We start from the raw sequence: 19,775 nt of genomic DNA, 5'->3' as shown, positions 1-19,775 counted from the left end.
GCGGGCGCGCGCGTCGCCCGCGACCGCGCCCGCGGCGCCGGGCTTGAACGGGTTCATCGACGCGCCGTCGAGCAGCGCGAGCGGTTCGCCCGACTCGGCGTCGAACAGCGGCGTCATGAACCACGCGTCGCCCGCACCGAACCCCGCCGAGTAGGTGTACCCGCCCATCGCGCCCGTCTCCGGGAGGAGGGCGGCGTAGGTGGTGAGCATGCCCGGCGGCTCGCGGTTGAGGAGCTTCGTCCGCGGCTCGGCGGGCGCTCCCTCGCCCACCTGTCGGTACGCGTCGCGCACGGCGGCGACGTAGTCGGCCGGGTCCGCGAGGTCGTCGACCTCGGAGCTAGTGAGGAACAGGGTCTCCGTCATAGTCGGCCACTCGTGGCGCGGGGACTAAACGGTACAGGACGCGGCGGCCGGAAACGCGACGCCGCGGCGACCGGGAATCACTCCGCGCCTCAGTCGGCGGTGCCCGCCGAGGAACCGCCGCCCGCGGAGCGCTCGCCGGCGTCGCCGTCGAACGGCCGCCGTTCGGGGGCGCCGTCCGCGACTGGATTTCGGACGAACATCGCGTGAGCCATCACCGTGGCCGCGGCGACGGCACCGACCGGGAGCGCCGACGTCAACGACAGTCCGACCAGCGTGAGCGAGGCGGTCACACCGATCAACGCCACCGGGATGAGCCCAAGCACGTAGTCGTAGTATCCAGTCATGCTTCCATTAGATAGTAGTCGAAAATCAATATTAAATTTTTCCCGCGGTTCGGGAGCAGTTCGCTCGTGAACACGCGGATGTTACTCATAACTTATGGCTTGGCCCGAGGCTCCGTCGACTCGGGATGGGTAGTCGGCGAGAGGAGGGACCAGTGGGAAGAGAGGTCGGGGAGGAGAACGGCCAGCAAGGAGAGCAACACCACAGTCGGCCGGTCGACCGCGTCAGCGAGAAGCGAGGCACCGCGGTCGGGCGCTCGGCGCGCAGAGAGCGCGGGTGACTATCGGAACCGGAAGTAGAGGGCCCGCCAGCCGCCGAGGGCGACGGATCCCAACACGAGCATGACGGCGGCGAACGTGACTTCGGCCCCGCCGCGGAAGACGAACGCGCGCAGCGCGAGTCCGACGACCGCGGCCGGGATCCACGACCGGATCACGAGCGGGACCGAGGACTTCGCGGTCTCGACCGCGCCGGCGGAGTAGGCGCCCACGAGCGGCGCGACCACGACCCAGCCGATCAGGAAGGGAGCGAACACGCCCGCTAAGTACAGCGGGTTCGCGGTGAGGAACTCGACGGTCTGGTGGTTGAGCGTCCCGACGGTCAGTAACAGGATCAACGCGATCACGTCCCCGACGGCGAACGGTGCGGCGCCGCGGTCGAGGCGGGCAGCGAGAAACGGCGGAGCGTCCATACCGACCCCTGCGAGCCGGCCCCACTTTTACGCACGGATTCGTCCGCGCCGGTGCGGTCTCGCGACAGGGCGATCCCGCATCGCAGCGGTCGGTTACTCGTACAGCGGGTGCGCCTCGCAGAGCTCGACGACGCGCTCGCCGACCTCGTAGATGACGTCGTCGCTGTCGACGTCGTCGACGACGCGGTAGATCAGGTCGCCGACCTCCTCGATCGCGTCGGCGTCGAAGCCGCGGGTGGTGAGCCCGGCGGTGCCCGCGCGGATCCCCGAGGGGTCGAACGCCGACCGCGTCTCGCCGGGGACCGTGTTCCCGTTGAGGACGATGTTCGCGGCCGCGAGCACGTCCTCCGCGTCCCCGCCGGAGAGGTCGGGGTGGGAGTCGCGCAGGTCGGCCAACACGAGGTGGTTGTCGGTCCCGCCGGAGACTAAAGAGAGCCCGTGCTCCTGAAGCGTCTCGGCGAGCACCTCCGCGTTGTCGACGACCTGCTGGGCGTACTTCTCGAACTCGGGCTCTAAGGCCTCCTTGAACCCGACCGCCTTGCCGGCGACGTTGTGCATCAGCGGGCCGCCCTGCCCGCCGGGGAAGACGGCCGAGTCGATGTCGTCCGCGAACTCCGCGTCGCACATCACGATCCCGCCGCGGCCGGCGCGGATCGTCTTGTGGGTCGAGCCCGTGACGAAGTCGGCGACGCCGACCGGCGAGGGGTGGACGCCCGCCGCGACGAGCCCGGTGATGTGGGCGATGTCCGCGAGGTGGTAGGCGTCGACCGCGTCGGCCGCCGCCTGGATTTTCTCCCACTCGACGGCGCGCGGGTACGCGGAGTAGCCCGAGACGACGATGTCGGGGTCGAACTCCTCGGCGACCTCCCGGAGCCCCTCGTAGTCGATGTACCCCGTCTCGGGGTCGACCTCGTACTGCTCGACCTCGTACAGCTGCCCCGTGAAGTTCGCGGGGTGGCCGTGCGAGAGGTGGCCGCCGTCGTTGAGCTTCAGCGACAGGATCTTGTCTCCCGGTTCGAGGACGGAGTAGTACACCGCCTGGTTCGCCTGCGTGCCGGAGTGCGGCTGGACGTTGACGTGGTCGGCGCCCCAAAGCTCCTTCGCGCGCTCGATGGCCAGCTCCTCGACCTCGTCGGCGTACTCGCAGCCGGCGTAGTAGCGCGACCCGGGGTAGCCCTCGGCGTACTTGTTGGTGAGGACACTCCCCTGCGCCTCCAGCACGGCCTCGCTCACGTGGTTCTCGCTCGCGATCATCGCGAGCGTCTGCTCCTGTCTGTCGCGCTCGCCCGCCAGCGCGTCGGCGACCGCCGGATCGACCTCCCGGACGTGCTCGTGGTCCATGTGCGAACCCGGGCGCGACCGCGCATTAATCCTTCCGTCGCCGGCGCACGTGCGACCCCGCTCGCGTCCGCTGCCCCGAGCGCGCGACCCGCGGCGACCGGACGCGAGGCCGCCTCGCGTCGACTGTGCTTGGGTAACCCCGATCTACCGAATTTACCCGCCTCAAGCACGCTTATCGGGTTATTCGTTCCATGAACCCCGTTAATATTAAATACGCAACCGGCTTTCATACCGAGAGACAAATGGTATCGAATTTACTGGCGGCCGACGTCGAGGCCGCGCTCGAAGCGGCCTTCGACGGGGACGACGACGAGCTGCTCGTCGTGGACCCCGCCGCAGAGACGATCGTATCGCTGGTCGAGACGGCCGTCGGGTGGGACGACCTCCCGAAGCTGTCGATGCTCGCCGACGAACGCACCCTGAAGGACGTGCTCGACGACTTCGTCGTCGCGTCCCGGGCCGCGGACCTCGTCGCCGACGGCGACCTGGACATCCGAGTGTTGGACGGGGAGGTCGACAACGCCCTGTTCGTCTCGCCCTCTCGGGTCGTCGCCCTGGTCACCGCGGGGGAGGGCGTCGCCGCGCTCTCGACCGACGACGCGGAGTTCGTCGAGGAGGTGTACGAGACCCAGCGCGCCGCCTTCAACGACGCAGAGGCGTACGCGCTCCGCACGCCGGCGATCGCCCGGGTCCGCGAGACGCTGGAGTCCGAGATCGGTGAGGAGGCCCGGTCGGACTTCGACGCCGTCCTCGACGCGACCGAGCGCGACGACGGGGTGGACCTCGACGAGGTGACCGTCTCGCTGCTCGTCGCGGCGAAGAACGACGTGCTCCTCTACGACATCTCGAAGTGGGGCGAGGACGTCGGTATCGCCTCGAAGGCGACGTTCTCCCGGACGAAGACGCGCCTCGAAGATCAGGGGATCATCGACACGGAGAAGGTCCCGATCGACGTCGGCCGACCGCGGCTCCGCCTGAAGCTCGGCGACGACCGGCTCCGGGACATCGACGCCGCAGAGCTGGCCGCCGAGGCCGCCGAGATGCTGGCGGCGACGCCCGCCTGAGCGCGCCCGCGAGCGCTCTCGGACTCCCTCCGCGGACGCGCCGAACGAGCCGCCGCGCGCCGCGGACCCGCGGCTTTTTTTCGCCGCCTCGCGTCGACCGGGTATGGACATCGGACTTGTCGGCGACGGCCCCGCGGTCGAGGCCGCCGAGGCCGCGCTCGGCGACGTCGACGTGAACGCGATGCCGGTCGAGGCCGACCTCCTCGACGGATTCGACGCCGCGGTCGTCGTCGACACCGCCGGGTCGGCGACGTTCGGGGCCGCGGACGACATGCTCGATCGGTGGGTCGCGGTCGAGGTGGGTGGGCTCGGCGGCGTTCCCCTCGCCGACCTCGACGCCGCCGTGACCGTCTTCGACGACGCCTGCTACGACTGCCTGCGCGCCCGGGTCGAGAGCGGCGGGGCGGAGCCCGCCGACGCGCCGACCGGCCGCCGGTCCGCGGTGCGCTACGCCGGCGCGGTGGCCGGACGCCGGACGATCCGGCTCCTGGCGGGCGACCCGGTGGCGGACACGGTCGTCGAGGTGCCGGGCGGCGAGCGGACCCTCCTCCCGATACCGGGGTGCGGCTGCGGCGACGGCCCCGGGGACGCGCTCCCGCGCGACCACGCCGACCGCGGCCTCGACGAGGCGATCGACCGGGCGGAGCGCGCCGTCGACCGCCGGATCGGCGCGCTGGCGGAGGTCGGCGAGCAGGAGTCGTTCCCCGTGCCGTACTACGTCGCGCGGGTCGCGGACACCACCCCGTTCTCCGACGCCGACGCGGCGGACTTCGGCGGTGGCGCGGCCGCCGACTGGGACGCCGCGTTCATGAAGGCGCTCGGCGAGGGGCTAGAGCGGTACGCGGCGGGCGTCTACCGCGAGGCGTCGTTCACACGCGCGCCGGCCGCGAACGTTCCGAACCCGGTCACCCCGGACGCGTTCGTCCGCCCCGACGGCGCCGAGGCGTACGACCGCGACGACCGGCTCCCGTGGGTCCGCGGCGAACGACTCGGGACGGGCGAACCGGCGAGCCTCCCGGCGGAGTTCGTTCACTTCCCGCCGCCGGAGCGGCGGTACCGGCCGCCGATCACGACCGGGCTCGGCCTCGGTAGCTCGGGTCCGGACGCCGCGCTCTCCGGGCTGTACGAGGCGATCGAGCGCGACGCGACGATGACGAGCTGGTACTCCACGACGGAGCCGCTCGGGCTCGACGTCGACGACCCGGGCTTCGCCGAACTGGAGAAGCGAGCGCGGGCGGAGTCGCTGTCGGTGACGCCGCTGCTCGTCACGACCGACGTGGACGTGCCCGTCGTCGCGGTCGGGGTCAGCCGCGAGGGCGACTGGCCGCGGTTCGCCGCGGGGTCGGGCGCCGACCTCGACCCGGCCGCGGCGGCGCGGAGCGCGCTCGCCGAGGCGCTCCAGAACTGGACCGAGCTCCGCTCGATGGGGCGGGAGGCGGCCGACGAGCAGGGGGCGGCGATCGGCCACCACGCCGACCTGCCCGGGGAGACGGCCGCGTTCTTCGACCCGGACGCGTCCGTCTCGGCCGAGGGGCTCGGGGAGCCGGAGCTGACGGGCGAGGCCGAGCTGTCGGCCGTCGTCGACCGCGTCGAGGCCGTCGGGCTCGACCCGTACGTCGCCCGGGTGACGACCCGCGACCTCGCTGCGGTGGGCTTCGAGGCCGCGCGGGTGCTCGTGCCGGGCGCACAGCCGCTGTTCACCGGCGACCCGTTCTTCGGCGACCGCGCCCGCGAGGTGCCGCGGTCGATGGGGTTCGAGCCCGCGCTCGACCGGCCGTACCACCCGTTCCCGTGACTGCGGCTGGGTCGGAGACGCCGATGGTGCGGTCCGACCCTCCCGGCGCCGACTGCCCGTGCCCGCGGATTTAGGTGGCTCGGGGTCGCGGGGGACCGTATGGACGTCGCACCCGACGCGGACGCGGAGGCGGTCGAGGCGGTCGACGGCGTGTTCCTCACGCAGGGGGCCGTCGGCGACGACGTGAGCATCCAGCGGTTCGAGATCGAACCGAGCGAGACGGTGCCCGAACACGACCACCCGCACGAGCAGGTCGGCGTGATCACGGCCGGGCGGCTGACGTTCGTCGCGGACGGCGAGGAGCGCGTCGTCGGCCCCGACGACACCTACGTGATCCCCGGCGGCGAGCCGCACGCGGCCGAGAACCGGACGGACGAGCCGGTCGTCGGCTTCGACATCTTCTCGCCGCCGCGGGCGAATCCGGACTGGGGGGAGTAGACGGCCGCGGGAGTCGTCGGAGCGGGGGCGGGTCCGAGGAGGTGCCGGGCGGTCCGAGGCGCAAGTCGCCGCGGGGCGGATCCGGGGGGTACCCCGCCGCGGACCGGCCGATATCGCGCGTCTGCGATACCCGCAAGACGTACCGGACCGAAGGTGTGTTAGTGCTCGGGGCCTGATAACAGATAATGGGAGTCCACGAACAGTACCCGTTCGATGTGGAGGCGCTCCGCGCCGATTTCCCGATCCTCGATCGGCAGGTCGGCGGCGACCCGGAGACGGCCGGCGAGGGCGCGGGCGACGACACCCCGCTGGTCTACCTCGACAACGCAGCGACCTCGCACACGCCCGACCCGGTCGTCGACGCCATCTCCGACTACTACCGGAGCTACAACGCGAACGTCCACCGGGGGATCCACCAGCTGAGCCAGGAGGCCTCCGTCGCGTACGAGGAGGCCCACGACGCGGTCGCCGACTTCATCGGCGCGGCGGGCCGCGAGGAGATCGTCTTCACCAAGAACACGACCGAGGCGATGAACCTCGTCGCGTACGCCTGGGGGTTGGAGGAGCTCGGCCCCGGCGACAACGTCGTCCTCTCCGAGATGGAACACCACGCCTCGCTCGTCACCTGGCAGCAGATCGGCAAGCGGACGGGCGCCGACGTGCGCTTCATCGACGTCACCGACGAGGGGCGGCTCGACATGGACCACGCGGCGGAGCTCGTCGACGACGACACCGAGATGGTGTCGGTCGTCCACGTCTCGAACACGCTCGGCACCGTGAACCCGATCGGGGAGCTGGCCGACCTGGCCAACGATCACGGCGCGTACGTCTTCGCCGACGCCGCGCAGTCGGTGCCGACGCGCCCGGTCGACGTCGACGAGCTCGACGTCGACTTCCTCGCCTTCTCCGGCCACAAGATGTGCGGCCCGACCGGGATCGGCGTCCTCTACGGTCGCGAGGAGATCCTCGACGAGATGAGCCCGTACCTCTACGGCGGGGACATGATCCGGCGCGTCTCCTTCGAGGACTCCACGTGGGAGGACCTGCCGTGGAAGTTCGAGGCCGGAACCCCATCCATCGCTCAGGGGATCGGCCTCGCGGCCGCGATCGAGTACGTCGAAGCGATCGGTATGGACCGGATCGAGGCCCACGAAGACCTGCTGGCCGAGTACGCCTACGACGAACTCGACGAACTCGGCGGCGTCGAGATATACGGCCCGCCCGGGGACGACCGCGGCGGCCTCGTCGCGTTCAACGTCGACGGCGTCCACGCCCACGACCTCTCCAGCATCCTCAACGACTACGGCGTCGCGATCCGAGCCGGGGACCACTGTACGCAGCCGCTCCACGACGAGATGGGCGTCGCCGCCTCCGCGCGCGCCTCCTTCTACTTCTACAACACCGTCGAGGAGGTCGACGCCCTGGTCGACGCGGTCCGGGAGGCGCGCGACCTGTTCGCCTGAGGCCTCTCGGCCGGCGGCGTTCGACGCCGTAACGGGCCCTTCGGCGACGCTCGATCCCGTCAACGGGCACTCCGGCGTGAGCCGCGCGCCCACGGCGTCGCGCCGCGTGCGGCCCAGAGAGAGAGAGAAATCCTCCGTACGTCCGGGAATTTTCACCTAATACTACCGGATAATCACGTTTGAGGGGCGTGACAACGGTGATCGCGGAATTATTATACCGTTCCCGCGGCTACCATTGGTAGAAGGATTACAACCGTCGTAGTAAGTTATTCTTCGACGAGTCGTCGCCAGCGCCACAACCCATGACCGACCAGACACCGCCGTCCGAAACACACGCGGACACGACCGCAGCCACCGACCGAGTCGAAACGACCGTCAGCGAGGAGAACCGCGAAGCGCCGATCGCCGTCCTCCAGATCGAGCCCGACGCCCGCTCCGCGGAGCTCTTCGAGACGTTCGCCGAGCGGATCACGGACCGCGTCCACGTCCGGTCCGTGAAGCGCCTCGCCGACGGGGTCGACGCCATCGAGACCGGCATCGAGGTCGGCGGCGAGCGGGTCGCGGTCGACTGCGTCGTGACCGAACAGCGGCTCCCGGACGGGCACGGCGTCGACCTCACCGAACGGTTGCGCGAGGTCGACCCGGCGCTCCCGGTCGTGTTCCACAGCACGTGTCCGAGCGAGGAGTGCGAGGCGGCGGCGTTCGGCGCCGGCGCGGACGCCTACTTCGAGAAGGGATCCGACCGCGGGCGATACGACGCGATCCTCGACCGGATCCGCGCGCTCGCCGACGCGCAGCGCAGGGAAAAAGGGGGCACGGGAACGGCTGCGACGCCGCGGACCGCCGGTTCGACCGGAGAGACGCTCCGCTCGGAAGAGTGAACTCGACGGGCTGGGCGGGAGGAGACGCCGCGCCGGTCGAGCGCCGTTGAGGACGCGTTACCGTTCGAGATCGACGGTGAGGTCGGTCGCGATCCACGCGTCGGTGTTGCCCTGTTCGGCGAAGACGGTCCGCTCCTCCGAGCAGCGGGTCGCGGCGACCGTCGGTCGCTCCTCGGTCGCCGGCTCGGCGTCCGGCTCGATCCGGTCTCCCGTTGTCATTACACTCCGCTCAGGGAGCGGCGGGCATATAGATTTCGGTCGGCCTAAACCAGCGGCGGCGATCCGGGCGGGGGATCGGAGGGCCTTACGTCGCGGCGGTCGTGCGCCGATCCGTGACCGACACGCTGTTCACGCCGCTTTCGCTTCGCGACGCCGAGTTCCGGAACCGCATCATGCTGTCGCCGATGTGTCAGTACTCCGCCGACGACGGCCTGGCCACCGACTGGCACCGGGTCCACCTCGGCGCCCGCGCCGCCGGGGGCGCCGGAGTCGTGATGACGGAGGCGACCGCGGTCGAGGCCCGCGGACGGATCACGCCGGACTGCCTCGGGATCTGGTCCGACGAGCACGCCGAGGCGATCGAACCGATCGTCGAGTTCGTCCGGTCACAGGGTGCGGCGCCGGGGATCCAACTGGCACACGCCGGTCGGAAGGCCTCACACCGGCCGCCGGCCGAGGGGGGCGACCCCATTCCGGGGGACGAGGCGGACGGGTGGGAGACCGTCTCCGCGACCGACGAGCCCTACCCCCACGCGGAGGTCGGCGAGGACGGACTCGCCGACACCCGCCGGCTGGACGAGGCGGGGATCGACGAGGTGATCGACGCGTTCGCGGCCGCCGCGGAACGCTCGCGCGACGCCGGGTTCGAGGTCGCGGAGGTCCACGCGGCCCACGGCTACCTCCTCCACCAGTTCCTCTCGCCCGTCACCAACGACCGCGACGACGAGTACGGTGGAAGCTTCGAGGACCGCACGCGACTCCTGCGCGAGGTCGTCGCGGCCGTCCGCGACGTCTGGCCGGACGGGAAACCCGTCTTCGTCCGCATCTCCGCGACCGACTGGCTCCCCGACCGCGAGTCGTGGGACGTGGACGACTCGGTGCGGCTGGCCCCCCTCCTCGCCGACGCCGGCGCCGACCTGATAGACGTCTCCGGCGGCGGCATCCACCCGGACCAGGAGCTCCCGAGCGCGGGGCCGGGATACCAGGTGCCGTACGCCGAGGCGATCCGCGAGGGGACCGACGTGCCCGTCGCCGCGGTCGGCGGGATCACGGAGCCGACCCACGCCGACGCCCTCGTGCGGAACGAGCGGGCCGACCTCGTGGCGTTGGGCCGCGAGCTGCTCCGCCATCCGCACTGGCCGCTAGAGGCCGCCCACGAACTCGGCGCGGACGTCGAGTGGCCGGTCCAGTACCGCCGCGGCCGGTTCGACTAAGCCGGCCGCGCGACCGGCCGCGGGCGGCGGTGGCGTGAGAACCACACGCAGGCGCCGGGAACACTTATCAGGCTCCCGGGTGCCGACGGCGTATGGGCGACCTCGACTACCGGCCCTTCCCGGAGAAGCGCGAGGACGAGTTCAGCGCGTTCATGCGGTACGCCTTCTCTCCCGAGCAGGGGCCGTACGACCCCGAGGCCGACGACGACGACCGCGAGCACCTCGCCGAGTACCGGGGGCTGTTCGACGGCGAGGAGGCGGTCGCGGTGTGCGGCCACCACGACTTCACGCTCCGGATCCGCGGGCGCGACCGTGACGCCGCCGGCCTCTCCGCGGTCGCCTCCCCGCCGGAACACCGGCGCCAGGGTCACATCGAGCGGCTCCTCCGCGAGTCGCTGACGGAGTACCGGGAAGACGAGATTCGGTACTCCGTGCTGTGGCCGTTCGAACACCCCTTCTACCGCCGGTACGGGTGGGGGACGGTGAGTCGATATCGGTGGGTGAAGACGCCGCCGGAACAGTTGGCGTTCGCGGCCGACGCGACTGACGGAGGTGACGAAACGGGGAAATTCCGGCGGCTCGACGAGGGCGACTACGAGGCGGCGGCAGACCTCCTCGCCGCGACCGCGGACCGGTACGACTTCACGATGGCGCGGACGGCGGCGTGGTGGCGCGAGAACACCCTCCGCGGGTGGCAGACCGATCCCTTCGTCTACGGCCTCGGACGGGACGACGACCTCCGCGCGCTGCTGTCGTACACGTTCACCGAGCGCGACGACGGCGACGGGAAGGCGATGGTCGTCTCCGACGCCGCCGTCGCCGACCCGTCCGCGTGGGACGAGGTGTTCCGCTTCTGTCGGGACCACGACTCGCAGGTCGAGCGCGTCCGGCTCCGCCTCCCCGCGGACGTGAGCCTCCTCGACCGCGTCGACGACCCGCGGGCGGTGACCGAGGAGGTTCGCGCCGGACCGATGTTCCGGCTCGTCGATGTCCCTGCGGCGCTGCGAGAGCTGGCCCCCGACCCGGATCTCGACGCCGAGTTCACGCTCGCGGTCGACGACCCGCTCGTCGACTGGCACGACCGACCGATCCGGGTGACAGTCGCGGGCGGCGAGATCGACGCCGAGCGGGTCGACTCCGGCGGAGACCCCGGAAGCCCGGACGACGCCGACGTAGCGGCGGGAATCGGCCCGCTCTCGCAGCTGTACGCCGGGTACCGCGGCGTCGACGACCTCCGGGCGCACGCCGCGCTGGACGTCGGCGACGACGCTTTCGGCGAGGGGCTCGCCGCCGACCTCGGCGCACTCTTCCCGCCGCGGCCGACGTTCCTGCGCGAGGCCTTCTGACCGGCGGCGGTGCGGCCGGTCTGGGCCGGGCGCGACCGCTGCCGGGCTTTTTATCCGCGCGCGCCGTAGCAGGTGGCATGAGTTCCCGCGACCGACGCGACGACGACCTCGAGGAGCGGCTCGACGAGCTCGAGGACGTGCTGGGCGAGCTCCGGGCCGACCTCCGGGAGAGCGAGCGCGACCGCCGGGGTCCCCCGCGGCCGCCGCGGCTCTCGGAGCTGGTGCGGTTCACCGAGCAGTACACCATCCCGACGGTCATCGCGCTGCTGGAGACGACGATCAAGTCGCTCGAACTGCTCCGGGGGACGCTCCGGCTCGCGGACCCGGGGCGGAGCGTCGCCGAGGGCGCAGAGGGGGCGGGCGACCGCCTCGCGGACGTGCGCGACGGCGCGACTGCCGGGCTCTCGCGCTCCCTCTCGGAGCTGCGGACCGCGCTCTCGGAGGCCGACCTCCCCGAGGACGCCGCCTCGCGCTCGATCATCGCCGACGCGCGCGACCTCACCGCGGAGATCGAGTCCCGCATCGACGAGGGGCGCCGCGAGGCGGACGCGGCGCGCGACCGGCGGCTGGGCGGCGACCCCGACGGCGACCGCAACGCGCGGAGCCGAGGGGACGCCGGGGAGCGGTCCGATCGAGGCGACGGCGCGAACCCCGTCCGGATCGACGTGACCGAACCCGGCGAGAGCGACGACGCGGGCGACGAGGCGCCCGGTGAGGGCGATGCGAGCGGTGACGCCGCCGACGAGCCGCCGGAGGTCGACGTGGAGTCCGAGCTGGAGTCGATCAAACAGCAGGTCGACGGCGACGCGGCCGAGACGAGCGGCGATGCGGCCGACGCGAGCGACGACGCGCCCGGAGCGGACGACGAGGACGCGGCCGGCGGAGCGAACTGAGCCGCGAAGTCAAAAGGACGCGCCGAGGCGGTCGGCGACGCGCTCGGCCGAGTCGAGGAGCAGCGCCGCATCGTCGGTGAACACCTCCAGCGCGACCGTCCCGCCGAAGCCGTCGAGCTCGGACGCGACGAGGTCGTAGTCCACCTCGCCGGCCCCGACCGGGAGGTGGGTGTCGCCGCGGCGGCGCACGTCGTGACAGTGGAGGTGCGAGATCCGGTCGCCGTGGCTGCGGAGGAACCGCCTGATCGCCTTGTTGCCGCCCTCCATGTACGCGTGGCCCACGTCGAAGCAGATCGGCGTGTCGGTCTCGCGGGCGAGGTCGCCGAGGACCGAGAGCTGGAGCCCCGCGTGCTGGTGGCCGACGTTCTCGACGACGACCTCGACGCCCGCCTCGCGGCCAGCGTCCGCGACCCGGTGGAGCTGCTCGCCGGCGGTCTCCCGGAAGTTCACGTCGTCGCGGTCGGCGGAGGTGGCGTGGAGGACCGCCTTCTCCGCGCCGAGGTCGCCGGCCGCGGTCAGGAGCCGGCGCTGGTAGTCGACGATGGCGTCGTTCACCTCGGGGACGTAGCTGGCCAGTCGCTGGCTGTACGGCAGGTGGACGAGCAGGTCGCGGCCGCCGAGCGCGTCCGTCAGGCGGCCGGGGTCGACCTCGTCCGGCACGAGCGTCGGCTCGCCGACGCCGAGTTCGCAGAAGTCGAACCGCGCCGGCGACGCCGCGAGGCGGTCGAGGTCGTCACCGACCGTCACGCCGATGTCCATGTCGGCGGTGGGTGCGGCGAGCTTTTATAAATAGCGGCGTGGGTTCGGTGGCGCAGTTGCGACCGAACGCGGCCGCTCCACGGCCAGTCCGCTCGGATACCCGGAATCGCGTCTGTCAGTACCGGTCCGGCGCCGAATCCACGTACCCCTTCAGCGCGATTGGAACCACGAAGAAGCCGATTACACAGGTTATCGTCACCACGATCTGATCCGGCCTCGGGAGGTCTCCGAGCACGATGAGCAACGTCAACGACGCGCCGAGGTAAAGGAACGCGATCGCCCATCGAACGACGGGGTTCGCCAGCAGCCGAACGGTGTTCACGATCGGAGTCGTATGTGGTCTCTGTACGAAACGTTTGGCTTCGATCTGACCGCTTTCGGGGGGGAAAGCGGCCGCTCGGAAACTGTGCTCGAACGGACTCAGCCGATCTCGCACCGGGCTTAGCGCGGGGGAATTCAGCGTTCGGCCCGCAGTGAACAGGCGAGGGTATCGCCGACTCGAAGGGCGGACCGAGAGTCACAGGAGCGGTGCCGAGACGAACGCTCGACGACGCCTCAGTCGTCCGCGAGCGGGTTGTCGAGGTCGATGTCGCCGGCGTCGATCTCCGCTTCGACCTCGCGGACCGCGGTCACCATGTTCTCCGTCTTGCCGTACGCGATGTCGCGCGGGAGGAGCTTCAGCCCGCAGTCGGGCGAGATCGTGAGCTTCTCCGGCGGGACGACGCGGAGGCCCTGTCGGATGTTCGCTTTGATCTCCTCGACCGGCTCGACCTCGGCGGTGTGGGCGTCGACGACGCCGAGCGCGAGGTCGGGCTCGAACTCGGGGTCGGTGAACGTCGGGATCTGCTCGAAGTCGCCGTTACACAGCTCCACGTCGAACTCGTCGATCGGGTAGTCGTTGATCTCGGGGTAGATCCGCGAGTAGTCGCCGTAGCAGACGTGGAGGCCGATCCGGACGTCCTCGTCGATGCCCGAGACGATGCGTTCGAGCGCCTCGCCGACGATGGCGTGGTCCTCCGGCGTCGTCGCCAGCGCGGGCTCGTCGATCTGGATGTAGCGCGCGCCCGCCTCGACCAGCTTCTCGACCTCCTCGTTGACGAGGTCCGCGAGGTCGTACACGAGTTCCTCGGTGGAGGGGTACGCCTCGTTGAACGCCCAGAAGCCGAGCGTGTACGGCCCCGTGATCGGGACCTTCACCGGGCGCTCTGCGACGTTCGAGGTGAACTCGAACTCGTCGACGAGCCACGGCTCGTCGTACGCGACCTCCTCGACCACGCTCGGCTTGTCGAAGTAGTTGTGGCCCCACACCTTCACCGGCCCGTTGAACTCGTAGCCGTCGATGCGGTCGGCGAAGAACTCCACCATCTCGTTGCGGCGCATCTCGCCGTCGACGACCGTGTCGAGCCCGGCGCGCTCGTGTTCGTGCGTGATGAGCCGACAGGCGTCGTCGTGCGCCTCTTCGAGGTCGGACTCGTCGAACTTCGAGTCGGGGTCGTCGACGAGCTCGTCGGCGCGGTTGAGCCACTTCGGCTTCGGGTACGAGCCGACGACGGTCGTGAGCAGGAACGCGTCGTTCGGGTGGTCGTCCGGACGGAACTGGTCGCGGTTGGCGGACGGGTTTCGGACCATTAATCGAGCACCTCCGCGGCGTCGGCGAGGGCGTTCAGCTTCGCGCGGTACTTGTTCGTCGGCAGGTAGAACAGCTCGGTGTTCGGCGTGAGGTACGTCCGGTCGAACCCCTCCAGCGGGATCTGCGACTCGAACCACTCGACGCGCTCCGCGATCGTCTCCGGCTCCTCGACCAGCGTGTTCTGCCCGTCGACGAGCCCGAGCGACAGCGAGTCGGTCGAGCCGAACTCCTGGACGTTGTAGACGGTGTCGTCCCGGTCGCCGGCGACGAGGTCAAGCCCGAGCGCGTCCGCGCCCGCCTCGTCGACGAGGTGCGCGTACAGCTTCTCGCCGAGCGCGCCGTAGAACGTCTGGACGACCACGTCGGCGTCGGTCGCGTCGGCGACCGTCGAGATGGCGTCCGTCGCGCCCGCCTCCTCGCCCTCGGCGGGCGGGTTCGTGACGAGCGACGGTTCGAGGAGGAACAGCGTCTCGTGGTCGGGGAACGCCTCGACCTCGCCCGCGAGGAACTCGGCGATGGCGGCCTGGAAATCGGCCTCGTCGCCGCGGTGTTCGTCGGTCGCGAGGTCAGCGAGCGAGTACGGCCCGGGAAGCGTCGCCGCGAGCGACGCGTCGTCGACCCCGTCGGCGTCGGCGAGCAGGTCGGTCGCCTTCTCCAGTTCGCCCGCCACGTCGCCCGAGAAGTCGAGGTCGTCGACGACCTGCGGGTCCCGGTAGAAGTTGTTGTTGTCGTAGTACCGGACGATGCCGCCGGTCTCGACGGCGTCGCTGACGGTCAGCGGGTGCGCGATCATGTCGTCCCAGCGGCCCTGCCCCTCGGAGATCAGGTCGAGGCCGGCGTCCAGCTGGTCGTCGACGTACTCGGCGCGCACCTCGTCGTACGCCGCCACGATCGCCTCGCTCTCGTCGCCGCTCAGGAGGTCCCCCTTCTGGTGGCCCTTCAGGTCCGAGAGCGTCTCTTTCGCCCGGTCCGGGAGCGGATACAGCCCCGGCGTCGCCGCGACACGTTCGGTCATCACCGATCATTGGATATACCGTCGTATAATATTTGCTAATGCGTGTTATGTTTCGTAGTAATCAGTTACCGAGCGACCCCGCTACGCCCGACGCAACGCCAGTACCGTGAGCGTCTCGAAGGGGAACGACTCCTCGACGACGACCTCGTGGTCGAACCCGGCCTCCTCGATGAGTGCGAGTACCTCCTCGTACCCGGTGAGCGAGGAGACGAGCAGGAGGACGACCCCGCCCGGCGCGAGGACGCGCCCCACGTCGGCGAGGAACGGTTCGATGAGTTCCCGGCCGGACTCGCCGCCCGAGAGCGCGTGTTCCATCCAGTCGCTCCACTCGTTTTCGGGGTCAGTCGGGAGGTACGGCGGGTTGAAACACACCGTGTCGAACGTGTCCGCGCGGAACGGCGAGAGCAGGTCGGCGACGACGGCCCCGACGCCGCGGTCGCGCGCCTGTCGCGCGGCGTGCGGATTGAGGTCGCTGCCGACCACGTCGAGGTCGCGCTCGCTCGCCACCCGCGCGGCGACCCAGCCCGACCCCGTTCCGACCTCCAGCACGCGGCCGCGCGCCTCCGCGACCGCCGCCTCCGCGAGCAGGCCGGAGTCCTCGGCCGGCTGGTAGACGACGGCGTCGTCGAGACCCCGGCGCGCCGCGAGGTCGCCCTCGCTCGCGTCGTCGGTCATCGGTCGGCCTCCCCGGCGTCGCCGTCGGTCGCTTCGCCGGCGTCGTCGGCGTCGACATCGGCGCCGTTCGGGTCGGCGGAGCCGGGCCGCGTCGCCGCCCGGCCCTCGACCGCCGCGTCCAACTGCGGCCCGGAGGCGGCCTCGGCGCGAGCGGAGAGCGTCTGCTGCGGGAACGGGATGACGATCCCCTCGTCCTCGAGCGCGCCCTTCATCGCGTTCATCGCGGCGGTCCGGGTCCGCCAGCGCTTCCGCATGCTCGGGTTGCGGATCCAGTAGCGCAGGCCGAGGACGACCGCGGAGTCGTCGAAGCGCTTCGTCACGGCGTTCGGCTCGGGCATCTCGGCGACGTCCTCGACGCCCGCGACCGCCTCCTCGACGACCGCGACTGCGCGCTCCACGTCGGTGTCGTAATCGACGCCGACCTCGACCTCGATCCGCAGCCGGTTCCGCCGCGATCGGTCGACGATCGACCCCGACCGGACCTCGTCGTTCGGCATCGTGATCACCTCGCCGTCGAACGACCGGAGCCGTGTGCTCATGATCGATATCTCGGTGACGGTCCCCTCGTGGTCGCCGATCTCGACCCAGTCGCCGACCTCGAACGGCCGGGAGAACATCAGCACGAACCCGGCCAGTATCGCCCCGAGCGTCTGGCGGGCCGCCATGCCGACCACGATGCCGAGGAACCCCGCGCCGACGAGGAGGCTGCCGACGTTGTCGGTGAACAGCCCGACGACCGCGAGGACCGCCGACGTGTAGACGGTCAGCTGCGTGATTCGCAGGATCACCTCCTGCTGGTGTTGCGAGATCGACGCGCTCTCCGCACCGATCTCGCGGATGACGCCCCCGAGGAAGTCGGTGAGCGCGTACGCGATAGCCAAGAGGATCACGCTGAGGACGACGTTCGACACCTGATCGGCGCTGAGCGCCGACTGCGCCGTCTCGAAGAGCGCGCCGCTCCGGTCCCACACCGCGATCAGCGTGATCGCCCCCGCGGCGGTGGCGACGCCGACCCCCGCCGACAGCAGGAGCCGCTGGGTGGAGGAGAGGTCTCGGTCGCCGTGGCGCAGCCGTCGCGTGAGGTACCGGACGATCAGCACGGCGGCGACGATACCCGCGGAGGCGGCGAACCGCTCCGCGTTGCCCGTGAGCGCGCGCTGAACCGCCGCCACGAGGCCGATCCACCCGGTCATGTCACGCCCCCGTGGGCGAGCCGCGCTCGCGGGCCAGCTCCGCCAGCGCGGCGAACGCCGCCGGGTCCAGCTTCCCCGGGCGACTGCGCAACAGCTCCTCGTCGGCCGCGTCGACGACGGCCTCCGGCTCGTCGAGCCCGGAGATGTGCGCCGTGTTCCGCACCGCGTTCCGCACCGTCTTGCGCCGCTGGGTGAACAGCGCCTTCACGAACCGGAGGAAGAACGCCTCGTCGCCGACGACGTAGTCGGGGTCCCGCGGCGCACAGCGCACGACGGCGCTCTCGACGGCCGGCTGCGGGTCGAACGCCTCCTTCGGGACGCGCTCGACGATCTCCACGTCGGCGTAGTGCTGCGCCGACACCGAGAGGCGGCCGTACTCGGACTCGCCCGCCGACGCCACCATCCGGTCGGCGAACTCCGCCTGGAACATCAACACGAGCGGCTTCTTGTCGGGGAGCAGGCGGAAGGCGATCTCCGAGGAGACGCCGTACGGAAGGTTGGCGACGCAGGCCGAGAACGGCGGGAGGTCGACGTCGAGCGCGTCGCCCTCGACCACGTCGAGGAGGCCGTCGGCGACGGCGGCGGCGAACTCCTCGCGGAGGAAGTCGGCGAACGCCCCGTCGCGCTCGATCACGGTGACGCGGCCGGAGTCCGCGGTCCCGTCGGCCGTCGCCGCCGCCAGCAGGCGGTCCGTGAGCGCGCCCGCGCCGCCGCCGATCTCGAGGAGGTGACTCCCGTCGGCGTCGGCCGGGAGGTAGCCGGGGATCCGGTCGAGGACCCGGTCGTCGACGAGGAAGTGCTGGTCGCGGTCGGGGTCCGCCCGCGCGCCGGCCCGCCGCGCGAGCGCGTCGGGATCGCGGCTCCCGTAGCCGGCGGCTTCACCCGTCGGTGAGTCGGTCATGGCCGGGATACACGCGGTGTTCGGGTAAAAGTCTCGTTTCGGGGGCGTCGCGGCGGCGGATCGCGGCGACTCCCGGTCGTGCCCACGGTCGCGGGGGGCACGGGCCGCCCGTCGCTCACTCCTCGCGGCCGACGAACGTCCGGTACTTCAGGTCGTCCTCGCGGATCTCCTCGACGATCCGTTCGAGGATCACCTCTCGGGGACGGTGGAGCCCGGAGATGCGCTCCTCGACATCGGCGAAGCTCTCGAACGGCCCGCGCTTCCGCTCGTCGAGCAGGTCGTTCCGCAGCTTCTTGCCGATCCCCGGCAGCAGATTCAGCTGGTGGAGCCGGAGGGTGATCGGGCCCGCCTCGTTGTAGAAGTCGACGAACCGCTCCTCGTCGGCCTCGACGATCGCCTCGGCCGCGTACTCGATCTCCGCGGCCGCGTTCCGGGTGAGGCCGTCGAAGGAGACCTCTCGGTAGCGGCCGACGTTGGGCCCGTCCAGCCCGAGCCGGTCGCCGACGGAGACGTCCGCGTCGGCGGCGAGCATCAGCTCGTACAGCGCGAACGAGTCGTCGCCGAGCCCGTACGCCACCGGCGACTTGCGGGACTGCGGGCGGTCGTCGTCGGGACGCCCGTTCGGCAGCACGTCGAGGAGGACGGCGGTCGGTCCGTCCCCGCCGTCGCCGGCGGCGTCTTCGTCCGGCGTCTCCCCGGCGTCCGCGGCGGCGTCGCCGCCCGTTCGGTCGTCCTCCGGCGTCCCGTCGCCGTCGGCGTTGTCCATGTATCGTTTAACGCTCCGAGCGGTGAAAAAACCGCTGCCGGGGCCGCGGCGACGGCGGCCGCCGCCGGGCGGATTCAATAGCGTCGAGTGACACGTAATGCCATGGCAGAACCGGAGCCGGCGGCGGTGATGCGACTCGTCGAGGCGTTCCCGGGGGCGACCGCCGGGGCGGGCGGAACGGATCGCGGCGGAGCGAGCGGAGCGGAGGACGCGGCACGGGTCGACGAGTTCCTCGACGGCGCGTACGGCGCGCTGACGCGGGACTGGTACCCCGAGCTCCGCCGCCGAGCCGCGGCGCACGCGGACGGCGACTGCCTCCGCGAGCGCGTGCTCGAACACGTCGAGGCGGTGCCGTCGTTCCGTCTCTCCGACGGGGCGACGCCCCTGACGGAGCGGCGAGAGGCGCTCGCGGAGGCGGCGGCGCTGCGCGACGAGGTCCGCGAGATAGCGGAGTGGTACGGCACGCTCCGGACGCGGCTGGAAGGGGACCGAGCGTCGCTGACGCGCGGCGAGCGGCTGCTCCACGACTTCGGATACGCGCTCGCGCACGTCCTGTTCCTCGGCGCGTCGTCGCCGAGCGCGGTCGTCCGGCGACTCCGGCTGGCGTACCGCTCCGTCGGCGTGCGGATCGACGAGACCGCGTCCGAGGCGGGCATCGAGGAGACGACCTCTTGGTCGAAGTGGGATAAGCTGGCCGGGCTGGCGACGCTCGGCGCGTTCGTCGGCTACGCGGTCTCGCCGGTCCGGAACGCGATCGCCGGCGGCATCGACGTCGTCCTCGGCCCC

Annotated in this window: 21 protein-coding genes and 1 pseudogene; 9 read left to right on the top strand and 13 right to left on the bottom strand. The window is 71.3% G+C overall.

From position 1 onward, the window contains the following. The 4 genes and pseudogenes from B9G49_RS16965 to glyA all read right to left on the bottom strand — a co-directional run. Window positions 1-363 (bottom strand): annotated as a pseudogene (locus B9G49_RS16965) (ornithine cyclodeaminase family protein); the annotation flags it as partial. Window positions 364-452: 89 nt separating this feature from the next. Then, on the bottom strand, window positions 453-707 hold the full coding sequence (locus B9G49_RS05145; protein ID WP_049930451.1) for a hypothetical protein: 255 nt from the start codon (window positions 705-707) through the stop codon (window positions 453-455). Window positions 708-985: 278 nt separating this feature from the next. Further along, on the bottom strand, window positions 986-1,396 hold the full coding sequence (locus B9G49_RS05140) for a DUF3054 domain-containing protein (protein WP_049930450.1): 411 nt from the start codon (window positions 1,394-1,396) through the stop codon (window positions 986-988). A 93-nt stretch (window positions 1,397-1,489) separates the two neighbouring features. Next, a complete protein-coding gene (glyA, locus tag B9G49_RS05135) occupies window positions 1,490-2,737 on the bottom strand; it encodes a serine hydroxymethyltransferase (protein ID WP_086215656.1) in 1,248 nt (415 codons plus the stop codon). A gap of 242 nt (window positions 2,738-2,979) precedes the next feature. On the opposite strand from glyA, the gene tbsP reads away from it, so the two are divergent. The 5 genes from tbsP (at window position 2,980) to B9G49_RS05110 (ending at window position 8,378) form a co-directional block, all read left to right on the top strand. Next, the gene (tbsP, locus tag B9G49_RS05130) at window positions 2,980-3,801 is read left to right on the top strand and encodes a transcriptional regulator TbsP (RefSeq protein ID WP_086215655.1); all 822 of its coding nucleotides are present in this window, start codon (window positions 2,980-2,982) and stop codon (window positions 3,799-3,801) included. Between the two features lie 103 nt (window positions 3,802-3,904). Continuing rightward, on the top strand, window positions 3,905-5,596 hold the full coding sequence (locus tag B9G49_RS05125; protein ID WP_086215654.1) for a YcaO-like family protein: 1,692 nt from the start codon (window positions 3,905-3,907) through the stop codon (window positions 5,594-5,596). A gap of 99 nt (window positions 5,597-5,695) precedes the next feature. Then, window positions 5,696-6,034, top strand: coding sequence for a cupin domain-containing protein (locus B9G49_RS05120; protein WP_086215653.1), 339 nt, complete (start codon window positions 5,696-5,698; stop codon window positions 6,032-6,034). A gap of 185 nt (window positions 6,035-6,219) precedes the next feature. Further along, a complete protein-coding gene (locus B9G49_RS05115; RefSeq protein WP_086215652.1) occupies window positions 6,220-7,497 on the top strand; it encodes an aminotransferase class V-fold PLP-dependent enzyme in 1,278 nt (425 codons plus the stop codon). Between the two features lie 302 nt (window positions 7,498-7,799). After that, window positions 7,800-8,378, top strand: a complete 579-nt coding sequence (locus tag B9G49_RS05110; RefSeq protein WP_086215651.1) for a response regulator — start codon at window positions 7,800-7,802, stop codon at window positions 8,376-8,378. Between the two features lie 57 nt (window positions 8,379-8,435). On the opposite strand, the gene B9G49_RS16680 is transcribed toward B9G49_RS05110, so the two are convergent. Further along, window positions 8,436-8,597 (bottom strand): hypothetical protein, encoded by a 162-nt coding sequence (locus tag B9G49_RS16680; protein ID WP_167373079.1) that lies wholly within the window; start codon window positions 8,595-8,597, stop codon window positions 8,436-8,438. 113 nt (window positions 8,598-8,710) lie between these two features. Here B9G49_RS16680 and B9G49_RS05105 point away from each other — a divergent pair, with 113 nt between their 5' ends. The 3 genes from B9G49_RS05105 (at window position 8,711) to B9G49_RS05095 (ending at window position 12,050) form a co-directional block, all read left to right on the top strand. Continuing rightward, the gene (locus tag B9G49_RS05105) at window positions 8,711-9,811 is read left to right on the top strand and encodes an NADH:flavin oxidoreductase/NADH oxidase (RefSeq protein ID WP_086215650.1); all 1,101 of its coding nucleotides are present in this window, start codon (window positions 8,711-8,713) and stop codon (window positions 9,809-9,811) included. Between the two features lie 92 nt (window positions 9,812-9,903). Next, window positions 9,904-11,157, top strand: a complete 1,254-nt coding sequence (gene eis / locus B9G49_RS05100; protein ID WP_086215649.1) for an enhanced intracellular survival protein Eis — start codon at window positions 9,904-9,906, stop codon at window positions 11,155-11,157. A 77-nt stretch (window positions 11,158-11,234) separates the two neighbouring features. Continuing rightward, entirely contained in the window at window positions 11,235-12,050 is an 816-nt protein-coding gene (locus tag B9G49_RS05095; protein WP_086215648.1) for a hypothetical protein, read from the top strand. Window positions 12,051-12,059: 9 nt separating this feature from the next. On the opposite strand, the gene B9G49_RS05090 is transcribed toward B9G49_RS05095, so the two are convergent. The 8 genes from B9G49_RS05090 to B9G49_RS05055 all read right to left on the bottom strand — a co-directional run bounded on the left by B9G49_RS05090 (window position 12,060) and on the right by B9G49_RS05055 (window position 18,989). Then, the gene (locus B9G49_RS05090; RefSeq protein WP_086215647.1) at window positions 12,060-12,809 is read right to left on the bottom strand and encodes a sugar phosphate isomerase/epimerase; all 750 of its coding nucleotides are present in this window, start codon (window positions 12,807-12,809) and stop codon (window positions 12,060-12,062) included. 115 nt (window positions 12,810-12,924) lie between these two features. Then, window positions 12,925-13,131, bottom strand: a complete 207-nt coding sequence (locus B9G49_RS05085; RefSeq protein WP_233125165.1) for a hypothetical protein — start codon at window positions 13,129-13,131, stop codon at window positions 12,925-12,927. Window positions 13,132-13,364: 233 nt separating this feature from the next. Beyond that, window positions 13,365-14,438, bottom strand: coding sequence for a methionine synthase (locus B9G49_RS05080; RefSeq protein WP_086215646.1), 1,074 nt, complete (start codon window positions 14,436-14,438; stop codon window positions 13,365-13,367). Then, window positions 14,438-15,454 carry a 5-methyltetrahydropteroyltriglutamate--homocysteine methyltransferase gene (locus B9G49_RS05075; RefSeq protein WP_086215645.1) on the bottom strand — a complete coding sequence of 339 codons (1,017 nt, stop codon included), beginning with the start codon at window positions 15,452-15,454 and terminating at the stop codon, window positions 14,438-14,440. Before B9G49_RS05075 ends, B9G49_RS05080 begins: the two co-directional genes overlap by 1 nt. A gap of 81 nt (window positions 15,455-15,535) precedes the next feature. After that, complete coding sequence (locus B9G49_RS05070; protein WP_086215644.1) at window positions 15,536-16,129, bottom strand: HemK2/MTQ2 family protein methyltransferase; 594 nt, start codon at window positions 16,127-16,129, stop codon at window positions 15,536-15,538. Beyond that, window positions 16,126-17,322, bottom strand: a complete 1,197-nt coding sequence (locus tag B9G49_RS05065) for a mechanosensitive ion channel family protein (protein WP_086215643.1) — start codon at window positions 17,320-17,322, stop codon at window positions 16,126-16,128. The genes B9G49_RS05070 and B9G49_RS05065 overlap by 4 nt, the downstream gene beginning before the upstream one ends. Before the next feature lies 1 nt (window position 17,323). After that, window positions 17,324-18,223 carry a 16S ribosomal RNA methyltransferase A gene (locus B9G49_RS05060; protein WP_086215642.1) on the bottom strand — a complete coding sequence of 300 codons (900 nt, stop codon included), beginning with the start codon at window positions 18,221-18,223 and terminating at the stop codon, window positions 17,324-17,326. A gap of 115 nt (window positions 18,224-18,338) precedes the next feature. Next, the gene (locus B9G49_RS05055) at window positions 18,339-18,989 is read right to left on the bottom strand and encodes a DUF655 domain-containing protein (RefSeq protein WP_086215641.1); all 651 of its coding nucleotides are present in this window, start codon (window positions 18,987-18,989) and stop codon (window positions 18,339-18,341) included. Between the two features lie 102 nt (window positions 18,990-19,091). Here B9G49_RS05055 and B9G49_RS16960 point away from each other — a divergent pair. Continuing rightward, the coding region (locus tag B9G49_RS16960) for a hypothetical protein (RefSeq protein WP_233125164.1) at window positions 19,092-19,775 on the top strand (684 nt) is incomplete at its 3' end.

Origin of the sequence: Halorubrum sp. SD683 (genome assembly GCF_002135045.1) — an archaeon.
In the GTDB taxonomy this organism is placed as follows: Archaea; Halobacteriota; Halobacteria; order Halobacteriales; family Haloferacaceae; genus Halorubrum; species Halorubrum ezzemoulense.
This window is presented reverse-complemented; position numbering and strand designations above follow the sequence as displayed.